This is a genomic window from Streptomyces violaceus (genome assembly GCF_036014075.1).
Lineage (GTDB): Bacteria > Actinomycetota > Actinomycetes > Streptomycetales > Streptomycetaceae > Streptomyces > Streptomyces violaceus.
This window is the reverse complement of sequence record NZ_CP107911.1, coordinates 410,609-433,795: the sequence shown is the minus strand read 5'-3', so window position 1 is coordinate 433,795 and position 23,187 is coordinate 410,609. Positions and strand designations below refer to the sequence as shown.

Sequence of the window (23,187 nt, the reverse complement as noted above, 5' to 3'; positions counted from 1 at the left end):
TCCGAGAGTGAAGGGGTTCCCCACCATGACCACCGCCGCACCGGCCGACTGGAAGACCGCCACCGCCCCGAAGGACGCAGAGGGCTGGCTCGCCCGCGCCGCCGAGGTCGCCGCCGTCCTCGCCGCCGACGCCGCCGCCCGCGACAAGGCAGCCGCCACCCCGTACGCCGAGGTCCAGTTGCTGAAGGACTCCGGCCTGGTCACCCTCCTCGGCCCCGTCGAGCACGGCGGCGCGGGCCAGGACTGGCCCACCGCCTACCGCGTCGTTCGTGAGGTCGCCAAGGCGGACGGCTCCATCGGCCAGCTGCTCGGCTATCACTACCTGTGGAACTGGGCCGCCCGGCTGGTCGCCACCCGCGAGCAGTGGGAGCACGTGGAGGCCGAGGCAGCCCGCAACCAGTGGTTCTTCGGCGGCGCGGTCAACCCGCGCGACGAGGACGTGGTGGTGCGGGACGAGGGCGACACCCTCACCTTCACCGGCCGCAAGTCTTTCTCCACCGGCAGCAAGGTCTCCGACGTCACCGTGCTCGAAGGCGTCCTGGAGGGCACCGACGACCACGTCTTCGCCATCGTCCCCTCCGACAGCGAGGGCCTGACCTTCCACGACGACTGGGACAACATAGGCCAGCGCCTCACCGAGAGCGGCGGCGTCACCATCGACACCGTACGCGTCCCCTGGTCGGCCGCGGCGGGCTACGTGGACAAGCAGTTCCGGCCGCGTGTCTACAACACCCTCAATGTGCCGACCATCCAGCTCGTCTTCGTCAACTTCTATCTCGGCATCGCCACAGGCGCCCTGGAGACCGCCGCCACCTACACCCGCACGAAGGCCCGCGCCTGGCTGCACGGCGGCCACGAGCACGCCGTCGACGAGCCCTACGTCATCGACACCTACGGCGACCTCACCGCCAAGCTGTGGGCCGCCGAAGCACTGGCCGACGCCGTGGCCGCCGAGGGCCAGAAGCTGCACGACGACCCCGACGCGGTCACCGAACAGGCCCGCGGAGAGTTCGAGGTGCGGGTGGCGGCCGTGAAGGCCCGCGCTACCGACGTGGCTCTTGAGGTCACCAACCGGATCTTCGAGGTGACCGGCGCCCGCGCCACCGCCTCCGCCGAGGGCCTCGACCGCTTCTGGCGCAACGTCCGCACCCACACCCTCCACGACCCGGTGGCTTACAAGCGCCGTGAGATCGGCCGCCACGTCCTCACCGGCGAACTGCCGCAGCCCACCTGGTACTCCTGAAAGGTCCTCCCATGGCCACCATCCTCTCCGTCTCCGGCAGCCCCTCCGCCACCTCCCGCACCGCCCGGCTGCTGCGCCACCTGGACGACCGGCTCGCGGCTCAGGGCCACGAGGTCATCCCGTTCGACGTCCGCGCCCTCCCGCCCGAGGCCCTGCTGTACGCCGACTTCCGGCACCCGGCGATCGTCGAGGCCACCGCCCTGGTCGAGCGCGCGGACGGCATCCTCATCGGCACCCCGGTCTACAAGGCCGCCTACTCCGGCCTGCTGAAATCGCTGCTCGACCTGCTCCCGCAGTACGCGCTCGCGGGCAAGACCGTCCTCCCGCTGGCCACCGGCGGTTCCACCGCCCACGTCCTGGCCATCGACTACGCCCTGCGTCCCGTACTGAACTCCATGGGCCCCGCCCACATCACGCCGGGCTGGTTCACCGTCGACAAGGACATCACCGTGGGCGACGACGGCACCCTGACCGTCGCGCCCGGCACCGCCGAGGCCCTGGCCCAGGTCACCGACCAGTTCTCGCTCGCCCTCGGCGGCCGCCCGACCCTGCTGGCGGCCACCGGATGACCGCAGTGACCGTGCTCGCCGGCGACGCCGAGGCCCTCGGCGTCGCCGGTGAACTGGCCGCGGACTTCCGCAAGGACGCCGCCGAGCGGGACGCGGGGCGCCGGCTTCCGCACGCGGAACTGGAGCGGCTGTCCGCCTCCGGGCTGCTCGGGGTGACGGTTCCCGCGGAGTTCGGCGGCGCGGACGTCCGTACCGAGACGCTCGCCGAGATCTTCCGGCTGCTGGCCGCCGCCGACGCCAGCCTCGCCCAGATCCCGCAGAGCCACTTCGTCTACGTCAACGTGCTGCGCCGCCAGGGCACGCACGCCCAGCAGGAGTTCTTCTTCGGCGAGGTGCTGCGGGGCAGGCGGTTCGGCAACGCCCAGTCCGAGGCGGGCACCAAGCATGTGCAGGACATCCGCACCAGGCTCGCGCGACGCCCGGACGGCTTGTACGTCCTGGACGGCGTCAAGCACTACTCCACGGGCGCGCTGTTCGCCCACTGGATCCCCGTCCTGGCCCGCACCGACGACGACACCCTGCACGTGGCATACGTGCCGCGTGACGCCCCCGGCCTGACGGTCGTCGACGACTGGGACGGCATGGGGCAGCGCACCACCGCCAGCGGAACCGTCCGCCTGGAGCGGGTGCCCGTCCCCGCCGACCGGGTCCTGCCCCACCACCTCACCTTCCAAGGCCCTCAACTCCACGGTGCTGTGGCCCAGTTGCTGCACGCCGCCATCGACGCGGGGATCGCCTCCGGCGCGCTGGCGGAGGCCGTGGAATTCGTCCGTACGAAGAGCCGGCCCTGGTTCGAGAGCGGGCTGGAGACGGCCGCGGAGGACCCGCTGCTCATCCAGCGGTTCGGTGAACTCGCGATCCGCCTCCGGGCGGCGGAGGCCCTGCTGCGCGAGGCCGCCCGGGTGGTCGACGCCGCACGGGACGACCTGACCGACGACTCGGCCGCCGAGGCCTCGATCGCGGTGGCCACCGCCAAGGTGACCGCCGCGGAGGCCGCCGTCGAGACCGGCAGCGCCCTCTTCGAGGTCGCCGGCACCCGCGCGGCGCTCGACTCCCTGGGCCTGCACCGCCACTGGCGCGACGCCCGCACCCACACCCTGCACGACCCGGCCCGCTGGAAGGTCCAGCACATCGGCCGCTATGTGCTGAGCGGCACCCGGCCGCCCCGGCACGGCCTGCTCTGACCACCTTCCCTTTCCTCTTCCCCTTCGCACGATCGGAGATCTCTGTGTCCCTCACCTTCCACTGGTTCCTGCCCACCAACGGCGACAGCCGCCATGTCGTCGGCGGCGGCCACGGCACCCCGGCCACCGCCTCCGGCCGGGACCGGCCGCCGACGGTCGCCTACCTGAGCCAGATCGCCCGCGCCGCCGAGGACCTCGGCTTCGTCGGCGCCCTCACCCCCACCGGCGCCTGGTGCGAGGACGCGTGGCTGACGACGGCGATGGTCAGCCAGAACACCGAGCGGCTGAAGTTCCTGGTCGCCTTCCGGCCCGGCTTCGTCTCGCCCACGCTCGCCGCCCAGATGGCCTCCACCTTCCAGCGGCAGACCGGCGGACGGCTGCTGCTCAACGTCGTCACCGGCGGCGAGAGCCACGAGCAGCGCGCTTACGGCGACTTCCTCGACAAGGACGCCCGCTACCGCCGTACCGGCGAGTTCCTGCAGATCGTGCGGGAGCTGTGGGAAGGCAAGACCGTCGATCTGCACGGCGAGCACCTCCAGGTGGCGGACGCGACGCTGGCCCGCGTGCCCGACCCGGTCCCCGAGGTCTACTTCGGCGGCTCCTCGCCCATCGCCGGAGAGATCGCCGCGCGGCACGTGGACGTGTACCTCACCTGGGGCGAACCGCCCGCGCAGGTCGCCGAGAAGATCGCCTGGATCAGGAAGCTGGCGGCCGAGCAGGGCCGCACCGTGCGGTTCGGCATCCGGCTGCACGTCATCACCCGCGAAAGCTCCGAGCAGGCGTGGGCGGAGGCCAACCGGCTGCTGGACGGCTTCGACCCGGAGACCGTGGCGTCCGTGCAGGCCGGGCTGGCCCGCAGCGAGTCCGCCGGGCAGCAGCGCATGCTGGCCCTGCACGACGGCGGCAACCGGGACGGCCTGGAGATCCACCCCAACCTGTGGGCCGGCATCGGCCTGGTGCGCGGCGGAGCCGGCACGGCTCTGGTCGGCAGCCACGACGAGGTCGCCGAACGCATCAAGGAGTACGCGGCCCTCGGCATCGAGGAGTTCGTCCTCTCCGGCTATCCGCACTTGGAGGAGGCCTACTGGTTCGGCGAGGGCGTCCTGCCGAGGCTCGAGGCACAGGGCCTGTGGCAGCATCCCTTCCCCCGGCAGACCTCCTCCTCGGCCCAGGTCCCCTTCGCGGGTACGGGAAACCCACGATGACGCAGGTGATCGCCGACGACGCTCAGGCGGTCAGAGGGCCTTGCCGGGGTTGAGGATGTGGTGCGGGTCGAAGGCCGCCTTGACGCGTCGCTGCAGTGCGTGCTGCTCGGCGCCGAGTTCCTCGGCGAGCCAGCGGCGCTTGAGCGTCCCCACCCCGTGTTCGCCGGTGAGCGTGCCGCCCAGCCGCAGCGCGGTGGTGAAGATGTCGCTCGCCGCCCGCCAGGCCGCCTCCGGGACGTCGGGGGAGTCCGGGTCGAGGACGAGGATAGGGTGGAGATTGCCGTCCGCGGCGTGGGCGAAGGTGAAGATCCGTACGTCGTGGCGCTCGGCGATGGCCGCGATCTCCCGGACCGCGGGGGCGAGTTGTGCCCGGGGCACCGCGATGTCCTCGATCAGCACCCGGCCCAGGCGTTCCAGGGAGGGCAGGACGAGCCTGCGGGCGGTGAGGAGCCGGTCCGCCTCCGCCGGGTCGGTCGTGGTCTCGACCGATGCCGCATGCTTCCGCAGCAGCCGTACCGCTGCCTCCGCCTCCGCTGCCGCGGCCCGCCCGTCGCACTGCAGAAGCAGCAGCGCACCGCCCCGCGACCGCAGATCCGTGTTCTGGGCCGCGTCCACGGCCGCCAGGACCGGGCCGTCCAGCAGCTCGGCCATGGCGGGCTCGACGTGGGCGGCGGTGAGCGCGGACACGGCCTCGGCGCCCTCGGCGAAGGTGTCGAAGTACGCGGCGACGGTGGCGGTCGACTCCGGTATCGGCCGCAGCCGCAGCGTCGCGGCGGTGATCACGCCCAGGGTGCCCTCGGAGCCGGTGAGCAGCGCCGTCAGGTCGTAGCCGGTGACTCCCTTGACGGTGCGCCGGCCGGTCCGTATCAGCGTTCCGTCGGCGAGTACCGCGTCCAGCCCGAGGACGGCGTCCCGGGTCACCCCGTACTTGGCGCAGCGCAGCCCGCCCGCGTTGGTCGCGATGTTGCCGCCCACCGTGGAGATCGCCGCGCTCGCCGGGTCGGGCGCGTAGCGCAGTCCGGACTCGCCCGCCGCACGGTCCAGTTCGGCGGTGATGACGCCCGGCTCCACGACGGCGGTCTGTTCCTCGGGGCTCAGTTCGAGAATCCGGTTCATCCGCGACAGGTCGACGACGACACTGCCCGTCCCCGCGTTCGCCCCGCCGGACAGCCCGGTGCCCGCCCCGCGCGGCACGACCGGCACCCGCAGCTCGTGCGCGTGCCGCAGCGCGGTCTGTACGTGCTCGGCCCGGGTGGCGTGCACGACCGCCAGCGGCTCCCCGTCCGGGCGGCTGCCCGAGCGGTCGGCGGCGTACGGCGCGGTGGCCTCGGGGCCGATGCCGAGCGCGTCCTCGGGCAGCTCGCGGCGGAGCACGGTGAGGAGCCGGGCGGCCGAGGGACCGATGTGGGGAAGAGGCATGAAGCTGTTCTCTCTGCGTACGAGGTGAGGGGGCCTAGGAGTGGCGGGACCGGCCCGTTTCCAGTGCCCGCGCTCCGATGGCGAGCAGGGCCGTGTCCTCCTGCGGGGCGTGCACCGGAGCGCACTGGACATCCCTGAAGTGGCGTTCCAGGGGGTTGTCGCGGGTCAGCCCCGGGTTGCCGAGCAGCCGCAGGGCCAGCGCGACGGCCTCGGTGGCGTGCCGGTCGGCCAGGACACGGGCGCCCAGGGCCTGTTCGGGCGTGTAGGTGTCGTCGGCGGCCTCCACCCGCTCGGCGCCCCGGAATACCAGCTGTTCGGCGGAGTCGAGCCGCAGCGCGATCTCGCCCGCGGTGCGACGGAAGCGCTCCGTGCGGGCCACCGGGTGGCCGAGATTGGCGGGGACCCGTTCGTGCGCGAACCGGTGGAGGTACTTCTGCGCTGCCCGGGCCACCCCCAGGTAGAGGGCGGCGAGCGGGAGGTGGAGGGCGGCGCCGGCCCGGTTGTCCTGCTCCGCGCCCGCTCCGTGCGCGGCGATCTCCACCACGTTCCCGGCCGGGATCTCCACGTCGTGCAGCGCGATGTCGTGGCTGCCGCTGGCCCGCAGCCCCAGATGGTCCCAGCGGTGGGTGATCTCGATGCCGGGTGCGGTGCCGGGCACGGCGAACGTGCCCACGCGCGGGGTGGGTTCGTCCGTGGTGGCCCAGACCAGCAGCCAGTCCAGCCCTTCCACACCGGTGGCGAAGCGTTTGCGGCCGGTCAGGGACCAGCCGGTGGCCGTGCGCCGGGCCACCGTCGCGGGCAGCCCGCCGCGCGCGGGAGAGCCGAGCTCGGGCTCCACCCGTACGTGGTTGAGGAGCACAGGGCGGTGAGCCGCGGCGGACAGCACCTGCCCGTACAGCTCCTCCGGCCAGCGCGGCCGTACGGCCTGGCGGTGGTGGACGGTGAGGCTCATCGCGGCGATCAGCGCCACTGACGGGTCGCCCTCGCCGAGCGCGTGCAGGATCCGGGCGGTGGTCGAGACCCCCAGGCCCGGCCCGCCGTACCGGGCGCCGACGGTGGCGGTGAGCAGCCCCGCCTCGTGTGCGGCGCTGATCCCTGCGGCGGGGAAGGCGCCGCTGTGGTCGTGGGCGGCGGCGGTGGCGGCGAGCCGCTCCGTGACCTCGGGCAGGGCACCCAGATCGGGGGCGCGGAGCAGGAGACCGGTGGTCATCGGGCGAGCTCCTTCCGCAGCGGGGCGTTCAGCCGGTCGCTCCAGAAGCCGCTCACCTTCAGCCCCTGTTTGAGCGCTCCGAGGCCCAGGAAGGCGTCGGCGACCTCCTGCTGGGAGGCGGTGGCCCGGGCGCTCACCGGCCGCACCTCGGTCTTCCGCTGCGCCTGGCCCTCGCTGTATTCCTCCAGCGCCTGGTCCACCGGCTGGTGGGTCGCGGTGGCGATGACCTTCGCGTACTCCTTCTCACGCCCGTCGCGGACATACGCGTTCGCCTGGTCGAGCCGGGCGAGCAGATCGGTCAGCGCCTCGCGCTCGGCCTTGTCGCCGAGGGTGTCGTCGGAGGCCGTCCACAGGAAGTTGCCGGAGAGGACGTCCTTGGCGGAGCCGATCGTGCGGGCGCCTTGCTGGCGGGCGGCGATGATCGCGTTGCCGTAGCCGGCGAAGGCGTCGACGGAGCCGCCGCCCAGTGCGGCGAGCGCCTTGTCGGGCTCCAGCGGGGCGGCGGTGATGTCGTCCCAGCCGAGTCCGGCGCGTTTCAGCAGCTCGTACAGGAAGTAGTGGGCGGTCGTGTTCTTGACGTAGCCGACCTTCTTCCCCTTCAGCCGCGCGATCGAGGTGACCTCGGAGCCCTTGGGAGCCACCACCTCCTGGTTGAGCGTGTTGCCGCGCTGCACGGCGACGACCTTGAAGTTCGGCTTCCCGTCGGCCGCCGCGAAGACCGGTGGGATCTCGCTCGAGCTCGCGGGCGGGTCCGGCCGACTGCGTCCGCGTACGCGTTGACCGCCGCGATCTGCTCGGAGGTCTCCTTCAGCGGCTCGCCCCACAGGCCGAAGATGTCGCCCTGCTGCCCGCCCACCCGGTAGGCGTCCTCCGAGGAGCCGCCCACCGAGATGGGGATCGTGCCGTGGTACGGGGTGACATCGGAGCGGAAGCCCTCGAAGCGGTAGTACGGGCCCTCGTGCGAGACGGGCCCGTCGGCCGCCCACACCTCGCGCAGGATCCGCATGTACTCGTCGGAACGTGCGTACCGCTCGCTCTTGTTCAGGTAGTCGCCCTCGCGGCGCTGCTCCTCGTCGTTGCCGCCGGAGATGATGTGCACCGCCAGGCGGCCCTTGCTGATCCGGTCCAGGGTGGCCAGGGCGCGGGCCGCGTGGGTAGGGAAGATCACGCCGGGGCGGTGGGCGAGGAAGGGCTTGATGCGCTCGGTGTGGTTCGCCACGAACTGCCCCAGCTGCAGCGCGTCGGGCGAGGCCGAGTGGTAGGTGACGAGGGTGTAGTCGAAGCCGCCGTCGTCCAGGGCACGGGCGTAGCGGCGGGCGTAGTCGACGTCGATGCCCGTGCCCGCGGTGGGGTCGCCCTCGGTGGCGGGGTTGGGGTGAACGGCGCTGATGAACTCGACGGGCATGGCGGGGCTCATTCCTTGACGAGGCTGGAGTCGACGTGGTCGGCGACGGTCGGGTTCGGGCTGAGGACGCCGATGCCGTGCATGGTGTCGCCGACCTTCTGCACGGCCCCGACCACCTGCGAATTCACCGGCAGCAGCTCACCGTTGGCCTGGCTGACCAGCGTCTTCGCGATCGCGGGAGAGGCCCCGTTGTTCCGCTGGATCGCCTCGGCGTAGTCGTCCGGGTGCTTCCGCGACCAGGCCAGGGCCTTGTCCAGGCGGCGGAGGTAGTCGGCGATGGCGGCCTTCTTGTTCTCGTCGGCCAGGGCCTTCTCGGAGGCGCCGATGAAGCCATAGCCGCTCACCCGCCCGCCGGCGCCGTTGACCAGGAGGCGGCCGCCCTGCTGCTCGGCGACGGCCTTGTAGACCCCGAAGGTCGCCCAGGCCTCGATCTTGCCGGAGGTGAACGCGGCCTGGGCATCCGTCGGCAGCAGGTACTGCACCTTGACGTCGGAGTACTTCAGCCCGGCCTGCTCCAGCACGTGCGCGAGCAAGTACTCGGCGATGGACCCCTTGGCCGAGGAGACCACGACCTTCTTGCCCTTGAGGTCCTTGACGCTCTTCACCGGCGAGCTCCCGCGGACCACGATCCCGGTGTGTGTGCCGTCGTTGCGCAGTGCGCCCACCGCCTTCACCGGCACACCGCCGGACAGCGCCTGGAGGGTGGGCAGGTCGGCGGCGTACGAGGTGTCGGCGGCCCCGGCCTGCACGGCCTGGAAGAGCGGCGCGGCACCCTCGAACTCGGCCCACTTGACCTTGTACGACGTCCCCTCGAGGGCGCCGGAGGCGTTGAACAGGGTCTGGAGGTTCTTGGCCTGGTCGCCGATGGTGAGGGTCTGTGAGCCGCTCCCGCCGGAGGTGGCCTCACTGTCGCCGCCGCAGGCGGTGGTGGCGAGCAGGGCGGTCAGGGAGAGCGCGGCGCCGAGGGTACGGCGCGTGATCGTGCGGGTCATGAGGTGGGTGCCGTTTCTGTCGTGGCCTCTTCACGAGGAGCCGAGGCGTCGTGGACGCCGAGCCGGTGCAGCAGTTCGCCGCGCAGCCGTACGAAGTCGGGGGAACCGAGCGCGCGGGGCCGCTCCAGGCCGACCTCGGCCTCGTAGGCGATCCGCCCGCCGTCCATCACCAGGACCCGGTCGGCCAGCAGCAGCGCCTCCTCCACGTCGTGGGTGACCAGCAGTACCGAGCAGCCGTGCCGCTGCCACAGGTCGGCCACCAGCCGCTGCGCCCGGCCGCGGGTGAGGGCGTCCAGGGCGCCGAACGGCTCGTCGAGCAAGAGCAGTTCGGGCTCACGGACCAGCGCCCGGGCCAGCGACACGCGCTGCGCCTGGCCGCCGGAGAGGGTCTTGGGCCAGCGGCCCGCGTACTCCTCGATGCCGACCTCGGCCAGATAGCGCTCGGCGAGCGACCGGTCCTTGGAGCGGGGCAGGCCGAGCACCACGTTGCGCCACACCCGCAGCCAGGGCATCAGCCGTGGCGACTGGAAGGCCACCGAGCGGCGCTCGGGCACGGTCACCTCGCCCTCGGTCTCGCTGTCCAGCCCGGCGACGATCTTCAGCAGGGTCGACTTCCCGCAGCCGCTGTGCCCGAGCAGGGCGACGAACTCGCCCTGGCGGATGCTGAGATGGAGATCGTCGATGACGGTCTTGTCGTCGAAGGCGCGGCTCAGGCCGCGTACCTCCACCTGAGTGCTCACAGTCGTGCTCATCGCTCTGTCACGCTCCTTCGCCGTCGAACGAGGCCCGCCAGGCCAGCAGCCGCCGCGACAGCAGCCGCACGGCGAAGTCGCACAGCAGCCCCAGCACCGCGTAGACGGCCAGGCACAGGACGATGACGTCGGTCTGGAAGTACTGCTGGGCGTTGCTCATCAGATAGCCGATGCCGGCATCCGCGTTGACCTGCTCGGCGAAGACCAGCGCGAGCCAGGCCGTGGACAGCGCGTAACGCAGGCCGACCAGGGCGCCGGGCAGCGCGGACGGCAGGATCACGTACCGGATCAGACCGATACGGCCGAGCCCCACCATCCGTCCGGCCTCGATGAGCTGGGAGTCGGCGGAGCGGATGCCGCCGTAGATGTTGAAGTACAGCGGGTAGGTGACGCCGAGCGCCACCAGCGCGATCTTCGGGGTCTCGTCGATGCCGAACCAGACGATGAACAGCGGGATCAGACCCACCCACGGGATGGCCCGGAACATGCCCATCGACGCGTCGATGACGTCCTCACCCAGCCGGAACAGCCCCGGGGTGAGCGACAGTGCGAGCGCGATGGTCGCACCGATGAGGAACCCGGTCGCGGCGCGGCGACCGGACGCGGCGATGGCTTGCGGCAGTTCACCGGTGCCGATCAGGTCGGCGGCCCGCTGGACGACGTCCACGGGGGAGGCCAGCACGGACTCGGGCAGTACGCCCGTGGCGCTCGCCAGGAACCAGACCAGCACCAAGCCCAGGGGCCCGGAGGCCCGGCGCACGCCACGCGGTACTCGGAAGCGGGACCGCTTCCGCGGGGCGGCGGGGCGGGCGTTCCTGGCGGCGGTGGGGCGAGGCGGCTGCGCCGGTCCGGTGGGCGCCGCGGCTTCTTGTGCGGTGGTTGTCGTCGGTGGTGCGGACCCGTGTGTGGGCAAGGAGGGTTCGGACACGGCGGAGTGCGGGGAGGGCATGAGGGGCCTCTCGGAAGGGGACGGGTGGCAGGGGGTCAGCCCGGCTGTTCTCCCTGTGCTGCGGGGCGTGCGGGGTCGGCGGACCAGGCCGACCAGGAGCCGGTGTAGAGGGCGGCGGGGATGTCGGCGCGGGCCAGGGCCGCGATGGTGTGGGCGGCCGTGACGCCGGAGCCGCAGTAGACACCGACCTCGGTCGCGTCGTCGGCGCCCAGCCCCGTGAAGCGCAGCGCGAGCTCCTCGGCGGGACGGAAGGTGCCGTTAGCCGCCAGGTTGCCGCCGGTCGGGGCGGACCGGGCACCGGGGATGTGTCCGGCGCGCGGATCGACCGGCTCGGCCTCCCCCCGGTACCGCTCCGCGGCCCGTGCGTCCAGCAGGACGCCGCCACGGGCGACTTCGGCCGCCGCGTCCGCGTCCAGGACGGGCAACTGCCCCGGGCTGAGCACGACGTCGCCGGGCGCGGGCGTCTCCGGCTCGCCGCTCGCCGTCCGTAGCCCCGCCGCACGCCACGCGTCCAGCGCCCCGTCCAGCAGGAGCACCTGCTCGACCCCGGCCCAGCGCAGCAGCCACCAGGCGCGGGCGGCGGCGGTGTTGCCGTTGTCGTCGTAGACCACCACCGGACGTCCGGCGGAGAGCCCCCAGCGGCGTGCCGCGATCTGCAACGACACCGGGTCCGGCAGCGGATGCCGGCCACCCTCCGGTGTCGCGGGAGCGGCGAGTTCGGTGTCCAGGTCCACGTAGAGGGCGCCGGGGATGTGCTCCTTGAGGTAGTGCTCGCGGCCCTGGAGATCGCCGAGCTTCCACCGCACGTCGAGGACGACCGGGGCCGGATCACCGGTGCGCACGAGGAGGTCCAGTTCGGCGGCGGTGGTCAGCACGGGGAGGCTCTCGAACGCGGTCATGCGATGTCCTCGGCGACGGCGATGGGCGCCAGTTCGGTGGAGAGCCGCAGCCGCTCGAGGAAGAGCACGACGGTGGCGGCGGCGGTGCGGTGGGTGACGTCGTTGAGGACGTCGTGCCGGGTCCCGGCCAGGCTCACCAGTTCCGCTCCCGGGAGCGCGCTGTAGGCGCGACGGGCCTCGTCGAGGGGGCTGATGCCGTCGTCGGCGCCGTGCAGAGCGAGCACCGGGAGGGAGATCCTGTCCAGGGCGGGCAGTTCCCGTGCCGCGGGCTCCTCCAGAGCGCCACGCCGGAAAGCGATGTCGTCGGACAGCCGGCCCCGGTGCGTGGGGCAGGCGGTGCGCTGCTCCAGTTCGCTTTCCCAGCCAGGGGCCGCCGTGCCGGTACCGGCGGAGTGGAAACCGGTCGGCAGGCCGGCGAGGATCAGCGCGTCCAGGCCCGGGGTGTCGCGGGCGGCCAGCGTCGCGGCGTACGACGCACCGGAGTCGGAGCCGACCAGCACCCGCGGACCGGGCAGCGTCTCGTCGCGCAGCAGCTTGGCCGCGGCGTCGATGACGGCCGCGGGGTCCAGGGAGGCGTCTCCGAGGGCCCGTACGCGGTACCCGTCGGCGGCGAGGCGGCGGCTGAACCGCTCGTAGACACCGCCGTGTTCACCCCGGCCGGGGAGGAGGACGAGGGTGCCACGCGGGGCGATTCCTTCTGGTTCGTCCCAGGAGTGGACAGGCTGAGAAGAGCTCATGGCGACTCGATTCATCGACAGCGGCGGCGCCCGGGCAGGGCATGCCGGCTCGGTGGGCGGGAGTGGAGAAGCAGCGCGAGGCGGTTCCGGAGCCCGCACGGCACGGCATCCGGGGCATCGCTCGGAACTTGGCCGCGCTCGAAGGGCGCTCGAAGGAGGCGAAGGGTCAGCGACAGCGCATGGCGCCGCTGCGGCCGAAGTCGACCACGCGCCGCTGCGTCAGCCGGGCACCCGCGCCACAGCGCGCCGCCGACCCGGTGGCCGACGGCCAGGGTCCGATGCGGTGGGCGCGCGGCCGGCGGGCCGTCACGAGGGCTGTACGCAGCATGCGCTCAGCATGCACGAGACAAGAGACCGGCGTCCAACGACGATTCGCCATCAAAGACCGATCAGGATTCGTCATCGATGGGTGCTAACCTGCGGACATGCGGCCGGTTCTGGACATCGTGGCACTGCGCAGCCTCATCGCCGTCGCCGACTACGGCGGCTTCCACCGGGCTGCCGCAGAGCTGGGGCTCAGCCAGTCCGCGGTCAGTCAGCACGTACGACGCCTGGAGAAGGCCCTCGGACATCCCGTCGTGGAACGCGACGGCCGCAAGACCCGGTTCACCGCCCTCGGCGCCCAACTCCTGGAAGAGGCAAGGCTGATCCTCGGAGCGCACGACGCCGCCGTCCAGCGCCTCCTGGGCGACGAGGGAGCCACAGCCGCGACCGTGGTCATCGGCGCCACCGAACACGGCGCCGACCAGATCCTCCCGGCACTTACCGACGCCGTCCGCGAGGTCCGGCCGGACGCCGGGGTGCGGGTGCGGGTCGACCGTTCGGCGCGGCTGACCGAGGCGGTCGGACGCGGTGAGCTCGACCTCGCCGTCTACGTCACCGAAGCGACCGCCACCGAGGGCACCTCCGTCGGAGACCTCCCGCTGCGCTGGTACGCCGCCCCGGGCTGGCAGCCGCCCGCCACCGGGCAACTGCCCCTGGTCGCCGTCAACGCGCCGTGCGTCATCCGCCGTCGCGCCCTCACCGAACTGGCCGCCCGCCGGATGCCGGCCACCGTGGTCGCCGAGGCCGGATACCTCGCGGGCGTCCTCGACGCGGCCCGTGCCGGGCTCGGCGCCGCCCTGCTCGCCGTCCCCGGCGGGCAGCACCCCGAAGGGCTCGTCCCGTACCGGGGTCTCCCCGGGGTCCCGCCGGTCCGGCTCAGCGCCCTCGCCCGACGAGGCTCCGACCCCTCCCTGACCGGGGCCGCGGTCCAGGCCGTGCGGGCCCTGCTCGCGTCCCGCGCGACGGACCGGGCGGCGTAGCGCGCCACAAGGCCGTCAAGGCCGCGAGTTCCGGCGGCCGGGCCTTGGCTAATCTGCACGGGTGACCACCGACCTGACCCTGCTGCCGCGTGTCGCCTACCGCGGACAGGAGGTCACCGCTCCCCGGCTCCGCAACCTTCTCGCGCTGCTCGCGGGCGACTTGCGCACCGGCTGCAGCACCGACCGGCTCGTGGCAGGGCTGTGGCCGGACGCGTTGCCGGAGCGGCCGGGAAAGGCGGTCCAGGTCCTCGTGTCCCGGGCGCGGGCCCAGCTGGGCGCCGACGTCATCGCCAGCACGCCGACCGGGTACCGGCTCACCCTCGCCGAGGACCAGGTCGACAGCTCCGCCCTGCTGCGGCACGCCGCCGCCGGCGCGGACCGGGCCAGGGCCGGAGACCACGCCGGATCGCTGGCGGCAGCCGAGGCCGGGCTCGCGCTCTGGGAGGGAACCCCTGTCGAGGCCGATGACACCGACGACCCCTTGGCCGCGCTGCGCACCGAGCGCGCCCCCGTGCGCGGCGCGCTCGTCCGCGCCAAGGCCCTCGCGCTCGCCCGCCTCGGACGGCACGCGGAGGCGGCCGGACCGCTGGCCGTGGCCGCAGCGGAGCATCCGCGCGACGAGGAGGTGCTCGCCGAACTGCTGCGCGGCGAGGCGGCGACGGCCGGACCGTCCGCCGCGCTGACGCGGTACGAGGCCTACCGCCGCGAGCTGCGCGACGAGCTCGGCACGGATCCCGGCGCCGGGCTCAAGGCCGTGCAGCGGGAGCTGCTGCGCGGCGAGGCGCCCGCGGTCCGGCACGGCGTGCCGCACGAGCCGAACCCGCTCCTCGGCCGCGAGGAGGACATCGCGGCGGTGGAGCGGCTGCTGCGCGCCTCCCGCGCCGTCACCGTCGTCGGCCCCGGCGGCCTCGGCAAGACCCGGCTCGCGCACGCCGTCAGCCGCCGGGCCGAGCAGCGCGTGGTGTACTTCGTACCGCTCGCCGGCGTCACCGCGGACGCGGACGTGGAGGTGGAGGTGGCCTCCGCGCTCGGCGCGGGCGAGGGGCGGCCCGGTGCCGCCATGAGCGGCCATGACCCCGTGTCCGGCATCCTCGGCGTGCTCGGCTCCGGGCCCGCTCTGCTGGTGCTGGACAACTGCGAGCAGGTCATCGCCGGCGCCGCCGGCCTCGTGCGCGCCCTGGTCTCGTCCTCGAAGGACCTGCGGGTGCTCGCCACCAGCCGGGCCCCGCTGGGCCTCACCTCGGAGGCGGTGTACGCGCTGCCGCAGCTCCAACTCGCCACCTCCGTCGAGTTGTTCACCCAGCGAGCCAGGGCCGCCCGGCCTGGCGTCGAGCTGCCGCCGGATGCCGTGGCCGAGCTGTGCCGCCACCTCGACGGGCTGCCGCTGGCCGTGGAGCTGGCCGCCGCGCGGGTGCGGGTGCTGTCGGTGCCGGAGATCGCCCGCCGCCTCGGCGACCGGTTCGCGCTGCTGCGCGGCGGGGCGCGGGACGTGCCGGAACGTCACCGCACCCTGCACGCGGTCGTGGACTGGAGCTGGAACCTCCTCGACGGCCAGGCCAGGGCGGCGCTGCGCATGCTGTCCGTCTTTCCCGGCGGCTTCTCCGGCGAGGCGGCGGAGCAGGTACTGGGTGAGGACGCGCTGCTGCCGCTGGAGCAGCTGGCCGATCAGTCGCTGCTCACCGTCGCCGATACCCCGGCCGGCGTGCGGTTCCGGATGCTGGAGACCGTACGGGAGTTCAGCGCGGCCCGGCGTGCGGAGGCGGGCGAGGACGAGGAGGCCATCGGCCGGTTCCTCGCCTGGGCGCGGGACTTCGGGGTCGCGCACCACGACTGGCTCCTCGGCTCGCAGCCGGGGACCGTCTGGGAGCGGATCAGTGCCGAGCAGGACAACCTCGTGCTGGCCCTGCGGCACGCCCTGGCCCGCACGGACGGCCCCACCACGGCCGCCCTTACCGCCGTCCTGGCCGCCCTGTGGTCCACCGGCTCCAACTACCCCCGCCTCACCGCCCTGGCCGCGGAAACCGGCCCGCCGCTGTCGCACTACTACCCCGAGCCCGAGCACGTCGAAGTCGCCCGCGCCGCCGCCGTGTTGTGCACAGCGAGCCTGTTCATGGGCTTCGGCCCGCACGCCGTACGCCAGCTCGTCACCCTCCGGAGGCTGCCCCCGGCCCCGCCGGACACGCTGCTGCGCGCCATCGCGATCGTGCTGAGCGCGGTCCCTGAGATGCTGCCTCCCGACTACGACGTGCTGCGGGAACTCTGCGCCAGCGAGCAGCCGCTGCTCGTCGGCATCGCCGAGGGCGTCGCCACCTACGTCTGGGAGCACGAGCAGGACATCGACCGCGCGCTCGCCTCGGCTCGCCGGATCATCGCCGCACTGGGGCCGGTCGACACCCCGTTCCTGCAGGTCATGGGCCACGCCCGGCTGAGCGAGCTGTACATGCAGACGGAGCAGGGCGAGGCCGCGTACAGGCATCTCAAGGCCGCGCTGGCGGCGCTGCCGCGGCTCGGCGACGAGCACGACACCATCGGCGTCCGCTGGGGCCTCGTCCTCGCCTGCCTGCAGCGCGGCGACCCCGACGAGGCCGAGTACTGGCTGCGGCAGGCGGAGGGCGACAACAGACCGCAGAAGGATGACTTCTACAGCCCCGACTTCGGCGGGCGCGCCGAGATCGCGCTCGCCCGCGGGCTGACCGAGGTCGGGCTCGGTCTGTGGCGCAGCTCCCTGGAGCGGATGCCCGCGGTCGGTTCGCAGGGCGGCGACCCCTTCTTCGACCGGTGGGCGCTGCAGATCCAGTCGGCGGCGGTGACGGCACACGCGCACGCCAACCGTCTCGAGCTTGTCGCGGGGCCGGTCGACCGGCTGCGGCAGGCGCTGCGGACGCTGCTCTCCGCTCCGTCCGGCTCGCCCACGGAACTCCCCGTGTTCGGGACGGTGCTGCACGCCCTCGGCATGGCGGGGCTGGCTGCCGGCGACGCCACCGCCGTACGGATGATCGCGCTGGCTGAACGGCTGCGGGTGCTGCGCGAGTTCCAGCCGACGATGTCGGCGGACCGCGCGAGCAAGGCGGTCGAGGCCGCCGGGGACGCCGCCAGGGCGGCCTACGCCGACGCGGTGTCGGAGTACGCCGCCCTGGAGCGGGACGAGTTGCGGGATGCGGCCCGCGCTGTCATGGCGGTTACTTCGGGTCGCGGTTGAACTGTGCCGTCGACCAGCGGTAGCCGAGCGCGCTCAGGCCGACGCACCAGGCGACGGCGATCCAGCCGTTGTTGCCGATCTCGGTACCGAGGAGCAGACCGCGCAGGGTCTCGATGGCGGGGGTGAAGGGCTGGTACTCGGCGATCGGCTGGAACCAGCCCGGCATGGTGTCGGCGGGGATGAAGGCACTGGAGATGAGCGGGAGGAGGATCAGCGGCATGGCCATGTTGCTGGCCGCCTCGGGGTTCGGGCTGGCCATGCCCATGCCGACCGCGATCCAGGTGAGGGCGAGGGAGAACAGGGCGAGCAGTCCCACCGCCGCGATCCATTCCAGGAGCGTGGCGTCCGTGGAGCGGAAGCCGATGGCTACGGCGACGGCACCGACGAGGACCAGGCTGGCCATCACCTGCAGCACGCTGCCGACGACGTGCCCGATGAGCAGGGAGCCCCGGTAGATCGCCATCGTGCGGAAGCGGGCGATGAGACCCTCGGTCATGTCCATGGAGACGGCGATCGCGGCCCCGATCACGGTGCTGCCGATGGTCATCATCAGCAGGCCCGGGACGATGTAGGCGATGTAGTCGGAGCGGTCGGCGCCGCTGCCGCCGATGCCCGCGCTCATCACGTCGCCGAAGATGTAGACGAAGAGCAGGAGCAGCATGATCGGCGTGAGCAGCAGGTTCAGCGTCATCGACGGATAGCGGCGGGCGTGCAGCAGGTTGCGCCACAGCATCGTGGACGAGTCGCGCACGGCGAGGGCGAGGGAGCTCATCGGACGTTCTCCTTGGACTGGCTGGGCTGGCTGGGGACGTTGGCGGGGCCGGTGGTGGTGCTGGTCAGGGCGAAGAACACGTCGTCGAGGTCAGGGGTGTGCACGGTCAGCTCGTCCGCCTCGACGCCGGCGGTGTCGAGCCAGTCGAGGATGGAGCGCAACTCGCGCTGGCTGCCGTCACTGGGGATCTGCAACGCCAGGGCCTCGTCGTCGCGGGTGACCTCGCGCAGCGCGACGGCGGCCGACCGGTAGGCGTCCGGGTCGGTGAAGCGCAGCCGCACATGCCCGCCGGGGATGAGGCGTTTGAGTTCCTCGGCGCTTCCCTCGGCGGCGATCCCGCCGTCGTTCAGCACCGCGATGCGGTCGGCGAGTTCGTCGGCCTCTTCCAGGTACTGGGTGGTGAGGAAGACGGTCGCCCCGTCGGAGACCAGCTCGCGGATGATGCCCCACATGTTGTGACGGGAGCGGGGGTCGAGGCCGGTGGTGGGCTCGTCGAGGAAGATGATCCGCGGGCTGCCGACCAGGGTCATGGCGAGGTCGAGGCGGCGCTTCATGCCGCCGGAGTAGGTGGAGGCGGGCTTCTTCGCGGCGTCGGCGAGGTCGAAGCGTTCCAGCAGTTCGGCGGCCACCCGCCGCCCCTCCTGCCTGGGCAGGTGGTGCAGGTCGGCCATGAGGAGCATGTTCTCCTCGCCGGTGATCAGCCCGTCGACGGCGGAGAACTGGCCGGTGACGCCGATCGCGGCCCGCACGGCCTGCGGGTCGGCGGCCAGGTCGTGTCCGCCCACCCGCAGCTCGCCGGCGTCGGCGGTGATGAGGGTGGAGAGGATCTTGACGGCGGTGGTCTTGCCGGCACCGTTCGGACCGAGCAGGGAGAAGATCGTGCCGGACGGCACCGCCAGGTCGATGCCGTCGAGGACCGTCTTGTCCCCGTAGGCCTTGCGCAGCCCCTGGGCCGCGATGGCGAGAGAGTGTGATGTCGTCGTGGTCATGCCGCAGAGCTTGCGGCAGGGCGCATTCAGTGCGGTTTCACGATGGTTTCAGTGCCCTGGAACCGGGCGGCGGAGAGGTCGCGATCTACGCTGTCGCCCGAAGGCCGGTGTGACGGGCCGGCATGGGCCGACGGCGACGCGGGGGCATCGGGTGGGGTGGGAACTGGGGGCGGCCGGCCTCGCGGTCGGGATGCTGATAGCCACGGTGACCGCGCCGGTCGGCGTCTCCGGGGCGGTGTTCCTGCTCCCGGTGCAGCTCAGCGTCTTCGCCGTGCCCAACCCGGCTGTCACGCCCACGAACCTGCTCTACAACGTGGTGGCGGGCCCCGGCGCCCTGCTGCGCTACCGACGCGACGGCGCCCTGGCGGGACCACTCGTCCGCCGCTTGGTCCTGGGCACCCTGCCCGGTGTCGTCCTCGGAGCGGTCATCCGCGTGTTCGCCCTTCCGGGCCCGGGTGTCTTTCGCCTCCTGGTCGCCGCGCTGATGCTGCCGCTCGGCATCTGGCTCATCGCCCGGACCCTGCGCCCCGCACCCCCGGAGATCCGGCGCCCCGAGCCCGCGCCCCGGACGGTCACCAGCCTGGCCCTCGCGGTCGGCGTGGTGGGCGGCGTCTACGGCATCGGCGGCGGCTCGATCCTCGGGCCCATCCTCGTCGGGCGCGGTGTCCCCGTCTCCAAGGTCGCCCCGGCCGCGCTCGCCTCCACCTTCGCCACCTCGGTGATCGGCGCCGCCACCTACGCGCTGCTGTCCCTGGCCCACAGCGGCAGCATCGCCCCCGACTGGTTCCTCGGCCTGTCCTGCGGCCTCGGGGGTCTCCTCGGCGGCTACCTCGGAGCCCGCCTCCAGCCGCGCCTGCCCGAGCCTCTCCTCCGCCTCGTCCTCGGCACCTTGGCCACGGCGCTCGGCGCCCTGTACGCGGTCAACACGCTCCGCTGATCCGCGCCATGAAGCCCGCAGATACGCAGCGGGAATCCTTGAACCTCATCCGTCACTCGCGTATCAGGCGTCGGTGTTTCGGACAACCCGAGCCGCCCGACGGCGGCCTCAACACGGCGTTCACACGTCCGAGCCCTTGCTGTGTCTGGGGCCGCACGCGTCTGGAATCGATCGCGTTCGATTCCCGCGCCGGGTCGTTATGCCGTGCACCGCCGAGCCACCCAGGCGCGGCATCGACCCTGAGGAGAGATGCAGGTGACTGTGACTGACACCTCGACCGACAACGCGAAGACGCCACCCCCTCCACCGCCGGCCACCATCAGCTTCGAGGGCAAGTTCGGGAAGAACCCGCTGGCAGACGCCGGTTTCGGCGCGATGTGCCGTCGGCTGCCCTCCGTGCTCGTACACACCGCTCGGATGGCGTGGGCCGTCGACAGGCCGAGCGTCGTTCTGCTCCTCGCCTGCCAGTTGCTGACCGGCACCGCGGCCGCCGTCGTCCTGGCCTTCACCGCACAGGCGATGACCCACATCCTCGGCACCGGCACCGTGTCCGAACGCCTGCACGCAGCGCTGCCCGCCCTGATCGTCGTAACGGCGGCCGCCGCCATCGGTCGCATCAGCAGTGCCCTGTCCTCGTACGCCGACGGGAGGATCACCCCGCTGTTGATGACCGAGGCGGACGTCGCGCTCGTGACCGCCGTGTGCCGCGTGGAGTCGAGCGCCTACGGCGAGGACGGCTTCGCCGACCGGCAGGAGGCAGCCGAGATCGGCGTCACCCGCACCCGGCTGATGGTGCAGGACGCCCAGCGGTTCATGTCCGCCCTGATCCGCATCATCGCCGCGAGCGGCGTGGTCACCACACTGCACCCGCTGCTGCTTCCCCTGCTCCTGCTGGCCGTTATCCCGGCCGGTGCCGGAGCCGTCCTGTCCGCGCGCGTCGACTACGAGACCCACTACCTCAACCTCGGCGACCGCAACGTGCGCTCCATGATGCGCTGGTGGGCCACCTACTCCCGCTTCGGCGACGAGGTCCGCGCCAACGGCATGACCGGCTACCTCACCTACTGGTACCGCGCCCTGTCCGACCGGATCGACCAGCGCACCCTGACCGCCGCGCCGCGCATGCTGCGCATCACCCTGGGCGCCGGCGCCCTGGGCGGGATCTTCCTGCTGTGCACCTGGTCCACCCTCGCCTGGCTGGCCGCCACCGGCCGTATCGCCCTGCCCGTCGCGGCCACCGCGGTGATCGCCGTCCAGACCACACTGGCCGCCCTCTCCCAGTTCGTCATCCACGGCGCCGCCCTGTTCCACACCTCGCTCTACCTCGCCGACATGCGCTCCTTCCTCGACATGGCACAGGAACGCGCCCCCAGGCGCGGGGAATCGGAGATCCCGGAACGCGTGGATCAGATCCGCCTCGACGACGTCGTGTTCCAGTACCCGGGCAAGGAGGAGCCCGCCGTCGCGGGCGTATCGCTCACGCTGCGCCGCGGCGAGATCCTGGCCGTCGTCGGCGAGAACGGCTCCGGCAAGTCGACCCTGACCAAACTCATCACCGGCATCCTGCTGGCCGACAAGGGCTGCGTCCTGTGGGACGACATCGACCTCGCCCAGGCCGATCCCGACGCCGTGTGGAACCGCACCGCGCTCGTCCCCCAGAACTTCGCCTGCTGGCCCCTGCGCGCCCGCGAGAACATCACCCTCGGCCAGCCACGGACGAACGACGACGGACCGGTCTGGGATGTCGTCGACGCCGTAGGCATGCGCGAGGCGATCGAGAAACTGCCCCAGCGACTCGACACCCTCCTCGCCAAAGAACTGTGGGGCGGTGCCGAGTTGTCCGGCGGGCAGTGGCAGCGCCTCGCGTGCGGCCGTGTGCTCTACAGGCGGACCCCGCTCCTGATCCTGGATGAACCGACCTCGCAGATGGACGCCCGCGGTGAGCACGCCATCTTCCTGGAGATCAAGCGCGTCGCCGCCGAGCGCATGACGATCGTCGTCACCCACCAACTCGAGAACACCAAGCTGGCCGACCGCATCCTTGTCATGGACCAGGGCCGTGTCATCGAACAGGGCACGTACGAGGACCTGGCGAACGCCGGCGGACTCTTCGCGGAACTCGTCTCGCTGTCTCAGGACCGGTGAGGCGCTGTGCCTTCATGCCCTCATGCCCTCACGCCCTCAAGGCCGGGCCGCGGACTCGGTGGCCGGTGAGGCCGTGGCGGAGCGCTTGCCGACGGCAGGAGCGAGGATGATCGCCACGGCGGTGAAGGCGAGGACGACGATCATGGCGACGCGAAGCCCGTAGTGCTCGCCGAGAAAGCCGAGACACGGGGGCCCGACGAGGAACGCGACGTAGCCGATCATCGCCACAAGGCTGACACGCGCGGCCGAGTCGGGCCCGGAGTCACCGGCCGCCGAGAGGGTGACCGGGAAGCCGAGCGAGGCTCCCAGGCCCCAGAGGAGAACGGCGGCCCCCGCGAGGACGGCCGAGTCGGCGAAGACGACGGCGGCGATGCCGAGGGACGCGCAGATGGCGCTGGCTCGGACGACGGGGGCGCGGCCGAGGCGGTCGATGAAGAACCCGCCGGCGAAACGGCCGATGGTCATCGCGGCGGCGAAGCCCGTGTAGACGGCTGACCCCAGGGCGGGGTCCACGCCGTGGCCGTCGACCATCAGCAAGGGCAGCCAGTCGTTGGCGGAGCCCTCGGCCAGGGCCATGGCCAGGATGACGCCGCCGATCAGCAGCAGCCGCGGGTCCTTCCAGACCCGCACCTCGGCCGGCGCGGCGCCGGCGTCAGGCCGCGAGCCGTCGTCCCGGGTCTTGCCCACCGCGTGGGGGATGGCCCGGAAGGCGTAGGCGAACATGGCCGCTGTGACGGCGGCCATGGCGGTCAGGTGCCACTGCACCGGCCAGGAGACAGCGGTGCACAGGATGCCGAACGCGGCCCCCACGACTGTGCCCAGGCTGAAGAACCCATGGAGCGTGGGCAGTACCGTCCGCCCCGTGATCCGCTCGACGTCGGCGCCGTCGATGTTGATCGCCACCTCTCCACCGCCCATACCGGCCCCGAAGAGGAACAGTCCGGCGGTGGTCGCGGGGGCTGAGGAGAGCATCGTCCCGCCGCCTATGACCGCCATGCTCAGAATGACCAACAGCGTAGCGACGCCCATGACGGGCCGGGTGCCGAACCTGGCCACGAGTGTTCCGGAACTGAGAATGCCGATCATCGAGCCGATGGACAGCCCGAACAGGACGATGCCCATCTGCGCCGTCGAGACGTCGAGTTGGTCTCGGATGTCGGGCGTCCTGGTCACCCACGAGGAGATCGACAGGCCGGGTATGAGGAAGAAGAGGAACAGCGCCGCTCGGCGGCGGCGGGTGGCCGGGTCCATCAAGAAACTTGCTCTTTCACGTGGGT

At 72.5% G+C, this 23,187-nt stretch carries 21 protein-coding genes; 8 read left to right on the top strand and 13 right to left on the bottom strand.

The window, feature by feature from the left end:
• Positions 1-25: 25 nt before the first annotated feature.
• From OG542_RS01995 to OG542_RS01980, 4 genes are read left to right on the top strand one after another with little or no spacing between them, the layout of a single operon-like run.
• Positions 26-1,243 (top strand): acyl-CoA dehydrogenase family protein, encoded by a 1,218-nt coding sequence (locus OG542_RS01995; protein WP_311129413.1) that lies wholly within the window; start codon positions 26-28, stop codon positions 1,241-1,243.
• Between the two features lie 11 nt (positions 1,244-1,254).
• Positions 1,255-1,812 carry an NADPH-dependent FMN reductase gene (gene ssuE, locus OG542_RS01990; RefSeq protein ID WP_328407633.1) on the top strand — a complete coding sequence of 186 codons (558 nt, stop codon included), beginning with the start codon at positions 1,255-1,257 and terminating at the stop codon, positions 1,810-1,812.
• The gene (locus OG542_RS01985) at positions 1,809-2,996 is read left to right on the top strand and encodes an SfnB family sulfur acquisition oxidoreductase (RefSeq protein ID WP_328407630.1); all 1,188 of its coding nucleotides are present in this window, start codon (positions 1,809-1,811) and stop codon (positions 2,994-2,996) included. The genes ssuE and OG542_RS01985 overlap by 4 nt, the downstream gene beginning before the upstream one ends.
• A gap of 44 nt (positions 2,997-3,040) precedes the next feature.
• The gene (locus OG542_RS01980; protein ID WP_328407628.1) at positions 3,041-4,201 is read left to right on the top strand and encodes an LLM class flavin-dependent oxidoreductase; all 1,161 of its coding nucleotides are present in this window, start codon (positions 3,041-3,043) and stop codon (positions 4,199-4,201) included.
• Between the two features lie 30 nt (positions 4,202-4,231).
• Here OG542_RS01980 and OG542_RS01975 read toward each other — a convergent pair whose 3' ends face one another.
• The 10 genes from OG542_RS01975 to OG542_RS01930 all read right to left on the bottom strand — a co-directional run bounded on the left by OG542_RS01975 (position 4,232) and on the right by OG542_RS01930 (position 12,892).
• Positions 4,232-5,620: an FAD-binding oxidoreductase gene (locus OG542_RS01975; RefSeq protein WP_328407626.1), complete on the bottom strand. Its 1,389-nt coding sequence runs from the start codon at positions 5,618-5,620 to the stop codon at positions 4,232-4,234.
• A gap of 34 nt (positions 5,621-5,654) precedes the next feature.
• Positions 5,655-6,830, bottom strand: coding sequence for an acyl-CoA dehydrogenase family protein (locus tag OG542_RS01970; protein ID WP_328407624.1), 1,176 nt, complete (start codon positions 6,828-6,830; stop codon positions 5,655-5,657).
• A complete protein-coding gene (locus tag OG542_RS01965; protein WP_328407622.1) occupies positions 6,827-7,504 on the bottom strand; it encodes an ABC transporter substrate-binding protein in 678 nt (225 codons plus the stop codon). Before OG542_RS01965 ends, OG542_RS01970 begins: the two co-directional genes overlap by 4 nt.
• A complete protein-coding gene (locus OG542_RS01960; RefSeq protein WP_328407620.1) occupies positions 7,429-8,235 on the bottom strand; it encodes an LLM class flavin-dependent oxidoreductase in 807 nt (268 codons plus the stop codon). Before OG542_RS01960 ends, OG542_RS01965 begins: the two co-directional genes overlap by 76 nt.
• Before the next feature lie 8 nt (positions 8,236-8,243).
• Positions 8,244-9,227: an ABC transporter substrate-binding protein gene (locus tag OG542_RS01955; protein WP_328407618.1), complete on the bottom strand. Its 984-nt coding sequence runs from the start codon at positions 9,225-9,227 to the stop codon at positions 8,244-8,246.
• Positions 9,224-9,979, bottom strand: coding sequence for an ABC transporter ATP-binding protein (locus OG542_RS01950; protein ID WP_328407616.1), 756 nt, complete (start codon positions 9,977-9,979; stop codon positions 9,224-9,226). Before OG542_RS01950 ends, OG542_RS01955 begins: the two co-directional genes overlap by 4 nt.
• Positions 9,980-9,986: 7 nt before the next feature.
• Positions 9,987-10,928, bottom strand: coding sequence for an ABC transporter permease (locus OG542_RS01945; protein ID WP_328407614.1), 942 nt, complete (start codon positions 10,926-10,928; stop codon positions 9,987-9,989).
• Between the two features lie 35 nt (positions 10,929-10,963).
• Positions 10,964-11,827, bottom strand: a complete 864-nt coding sequence (locus tag OG542_RS01940; protein WP_328407612.1) for a sulfurtransferase — start codon at positions 11,825-11,827, stop codon at positions 10,964-10,966.
• A complete protein-coding gene (locus tag OG542_RS01935) occupies positions 11,824-12,564 on the bottom strand; it encodes an alpha/beta hydrolase (protein ID WP_328407610.1) in 741 nt (246 codons plus the stop codon). The genes OG542_RS01940 and OG542_RS01935 overlap by 4 nt, the downstream gene beginning before the upstream one ends.
• Before the next feature lie 166 nt (positions 12,565-12,730).
• Positions 12,731-12,892 carry a hypothetical protein gene (locus OG542_RS01930; protein WP_261684148.1) on the bottom strand — a complete coding sequence of 54 codons (162 nt, stop codon included), beginning with the start codon at positions 12,890-12,892 and terminating at the stop codon, positions 12,731-12,733.
• A gap of 97 nt (positions 12,893-12,989) precedes the next feature.
• On the opposite strand from OG542_RS01930, the gene OG542_RS01925 reads away from it, so the two are divergent.
• On the top strand, positions 12,990-13,868 hold the full coding sequence (locus OG542_RS01925) for a LysR family transcriptional regulator (RefSeq protein ID WP_328407607.1): 879 nt from the start codon (positions 12,990-12,992) through the stop codon (positions 13,866-13,868).
• A 61-nt stretch (positions 13,869-13,929) separates the two neighbouring features.
• Positions 13,930-17,067 (top strand): ATP-binding protein, encoded by a 3,138-nt coding sequence (locus OG542_RS01920; protein WP_328407605.1) that lies wholly within the window; start codon positions 13,930-13,932, stop codon positions 17,065-17,067.
• Here the strand turns inward: OG542_RS01920 and OG542_RS01915 are convergent.
• Both OG542_RS01915 and OG542_RS01910 read right to left on the bottom strand, forming a co-directional pair.
• Complete coding sequence (locus OG542_RS01915; protein ID WP_328407603.1) at positions 17,048-17,839, bottom strand: ABC transporter permease; 792 nt, start codon at positions 17,837-17,839, stop codon at positions 17,048-17,050. The genes OG542_RS01920 and OG542_RS01915 overlap by 20 nt on opposite strands.
• On the bottom strand, positions 17,836-18,828 hold the full coding sequence (locus tag OG542_RS01910; protein WP_328407601.1) for an ATP-binding cassette domain-containing protein: 993 nt from the start codon (positions 18,826-18,828) through the stop codon (positions 17,836-17,838). Before OG542_RS01910 ends, OG542_RS01915 begins: the two co-directional genes overlap by 4 nt.
• Before the next feature lie 190 nt (positions 18,829-19,018).
• On the opposite strand from OG542_RS01910, the gene OG542_RS01905 reads away from it, so the two are divergent.
• Positions 19,019-19,765, top strand: a complete 747-nt coding sequence (locus tag OG542_RS01905) for a TSUP family transporter (protein WP_408057847.1) — start codon at positions 19,019-19,021, stop codon at positions 19,763-19,765.
• 255 nt (positions 19,766-20,020) lie between these two features.
• The gene (locus OG542_RS01900; protein ID WP_328407597.1) at positions 20,021-21,910 is read left to right on the top strand and encodes an ABC transporter ATP-binding protein; all 1,890 of its coding nucleotides are present in this window, start codon (positions 20,021-20,023) and stop codon (positions 21,908-21,910) included.
• Between the two features lie 36 nt (positions 21,911-21,946).
• Here the strand turns inward: OG542_RS01900 and OG542_RS01895 are convergent, their stop codons facing one another.
• Positions 21,947-23,161 (bottom strand): MFS transporter, encoded by a 1,215-nt coding sequence (locus OG542_RS01895; protein WP_328407595.1) that lies wholly within the window; start codon positions 23,159-23,161, stop codon positions 21,947-21,949.
• Positions 23,162-23,187: the final 26 nt, after the last annotated feature.